We start from the raw sequence: 2625 nt of genomic DNA on the forward strand, positions 1-2625 counted from the left end.
TCCCCGTCCTCCCCATCGCCGTCGCCGTCATCCTCCCCATCGCCGTCGTCCTCCCCGTCCCCGTCCCCGTCGGCGTCGCCGTCGTCCTCCCCGTCGCCGTCGCCCGCCGGAGCCGGGCCGTTCGGGGCGTACCTCGACTTCGGGCCGGACGGGATCAGCCGGATGGCCGGGCTGCGCGACTGGCTGGGCGGCGCCGAGCCGACCGTCGGGCACACCTACCTCCCGGGCGACGTCTGGACCAACATCGAGGGCCGCCCGGGCTTCCTGGAGGACTGGGCCCGCTGGCGTCGGGAGCGCGAGGACCGGCTCTTCGTGCTGAACGTGCCGATGGTGGAGCGCAACGAGAGCAGGCTGCCCGACCAGGTCGTCCGGCAACTGCTGCGGCTCGGCGCGGACGGCCGCTTCGACCGCCACTTCACCGCGCTCGCCGAACGCCTGGTCGCCCTGGACGTGCCGGACACGGTCGTCGTCCTCGGCTGGGAGATGAACGGCACCACCTACTCGCACCGCTGCGGGCCCGACCCGGAGGCGTGGAAGGCGTACTGGCGGCGGATCGTGACGGCGATGCGCGCGGTGCCGGGCCAGCGGTTCCGGTTCGACTTCGCCCCCAACCGGGGGACGGACGCCATCCCGTGGACCGAGTGCTACCCGGGCGACGACGTCGTCGACATCATCGGCATGGACTCCTACGACCAGCCGCCCGGCGAGTCCTTCGACGACCACGTGAAGCAGGAGTACGGGCTGCGCCACCACGTGGAGTTCGCCGCCGCGCACGGCAAGCCCGTCTCCTACCCGGAGTGGGGGCTGTTCCGGGGCGGCGACAACCCTGCGTACATGCGGGCGATGCTGGACTGGTTCGCCGAGCACAAGCCGGTCTACCAGACGATCACCGACTACTGCCCGCACGGTGTCTGGCAGTGCGGCGACAACCCCCGCGCCTCCGAGGTCTTCCGCACGCTGATGACCGAGCGCTACGCCCCCAGGCCCGGCGACCCGGAGCAGCCGGGCGAGCCCGGGAAGCCGGAGGAGCCGCAGGAGCCCGGGTCCCCGCAGCCGAGCCAGCCGACGCCCGAGCCGACCGAGCCGCAGCCGACCGAGCCGCAGCCGAGCGAGTCCGCCCGGCCGCCCGCCCGGCCTGCGGACTGCGTGCCGCTCGACCTCGGGCCCTGGGTGGAGAAGTGGCTCGGCCGCCGGCTCTGCCTGAAGCTAGGACCCGCCGACGGGAGCGACGGCCGCTGAGCCGTCGGCTACCGCCGCCGGATCCGGCGGACCCAGTCCCGGTCGCGCAGCGCGTCCGCGGCCCGCCGCCGGGCCTCGGCGTACCCGGCGCGCAGCAGCAGACCGGGGCCGGTGCGCCGGGTGGACATCAGCAGCCGCCGGCTGACCGCCGGGTGGGGCCGCCAGTGGCTCTTGTACGACTCCCGGCCCCGCAGCAGGCTGAGCACCGTGCGGCCGGCGGTGCTGCTCTCCCGGGCCCCGTTGCGCAGCAGCAGGGTCGCCACGTCGGCCTTGCTGGAGCGCAGGCGCGGGTCCGCCCCGTAGAGGTAGCCGCCCGAGAGCAGCGGGGAGAGCAGGGTGAGGTCGGCGGCGACCACGTCCCCGTCGAGCCGGAACTCCGTCAGCATCGCGTCGCCGGACTCCACCATGGCGCTGACCGCCCGGTGGAGGTGCTCGCGGAAGCGCGGGCTGAGGTGCTCGGGGTTGAGGCCCCGGCCCTCCCACTGGCGCTGGTGCAGCCTCAGCAGTCCGCCCAGCGCCTCGGGCACCTCCCCGGGGCGCACGGCGCGCTCCTCGATGCCGAGCCGGTCGAGGCGGCGCAGCTTGGAACGGGCCCGCTGGGCGCGCGCGGAGGGCAGCCGGGCGACCAGCCCTTCGATGGGCAGCGCCGGCAGCTCCATGCACACCGAGTCGTCGGTGCGGTGGCGCGGGCCGGGCCAGGCGGCGTAGACCCGGTGGGCGGCCGCCCCGTCCCGTACCTCGCGCAGGTCGACGACGGCGGTGCGGGCCATCCGGTACAGCGCGGCCGTCAACCGGCGTACCGCCTCGTCGGCCTGCTCCTCCGGCAGCTCCCCGCACAGCAGCACGTCGGAGAAGTCGGTGATCGCCCCGCCGAGGTGGGTGAGCACCGGGACGGGGCCGGGGACCAGCCGCAGCGGGGCGGCGGCCACCAGGCGCCCGGCCCGGCGCACCAGGACGACCCGGAGCCGGCCGGGGGCGCCGTACGAGGTCCACCAGGAGTGCAGCCAGGAGTGCGACTGGAACGGCGTGGCCGTGGCGCAGCGCCGGTAGAGCGCGGTCCACTCCCCCGCCAGCCGTCCGAACGCGTCCCCGTCCCGGCAGACCTCGGTGTCCCATCCGGTGGCGCTCATACGCCCACTCCCTCGGTACGGGGGGCGGTGGCCGCCCGGGGCAGCGGGCCGCGCGCGGGGGCGGCGGCGTACCACTCGACCGGCGGCCGGCGGCGGGGCCGCACCAGCAGGGCGAGCGCGCCGAGCAGGCCGCCCGCCGAGCCGCCGACCAGCGCGGACAGGGCGGGGGAGGGGGAGACGGGGGCGGCCGGGACGGCGGCCCGGGGGAACTCCAGCACCTTCACGCCGGGGCCGGCCTGGGTGGCGGCGCCCTTGG

2 protein-coding genes and 1 pseudogene are annotated in these 2625 nt (G+C 76.3%); 1 reads left to right on the plus strand and 2 read right to left on the minus strand.

Features of this window, described 5'->3' with window-relative positions; all coding sequences use genetic code 11:
* Positions 1-1239: glycoside hydrolase family 26 protein (locus C6N75_RS28165; RefSeq protein ID WP_258177659.1), on the plus strand; the 1239-nt coding region annotated here is incomplete at its 5' end.
* A gap of 8 nt (positions 1240-1247) precedes the next feature.
* Here C6N75_RS28165 and C6N75_RS28170 read toward each other — a convergent pair.
* Together C6N75_RS28170 and C6N75_RS31905 are read right to left on the minus strand one after the other, a co-directional pair.
* Positions 1248-2369 carry a GNAT family N-acetyltransferase gene (locus C6N75_RS28170; protein ID WP_105871683.1) on the minus strand — a complete coding sequence of 374 codons (1122 nt, stop codon included), beginning with the start codon at positions 2367-2369 and terminating at the stop codon, positions 1248-1250.
* Positions 2366-2625, minus strand: a pseudogene (locus tag C6N75_RS31905) (lipopolysaccharide biosynthesis protein); the annotation flags it as partial. The gene C6N75_RS28170 and the pseudogene C6N75_RS31905, both read right to left, overlap by 4 nt.

The organism is Streptomyces solincola, assembly GCF_002982015.1.
Classification (GTDB): Bacteria; Actinomycetota; Actinomycetes; order Streptomycetales; family Streptomycetaceae; genus Streptomyces; species Streptomyces solincola.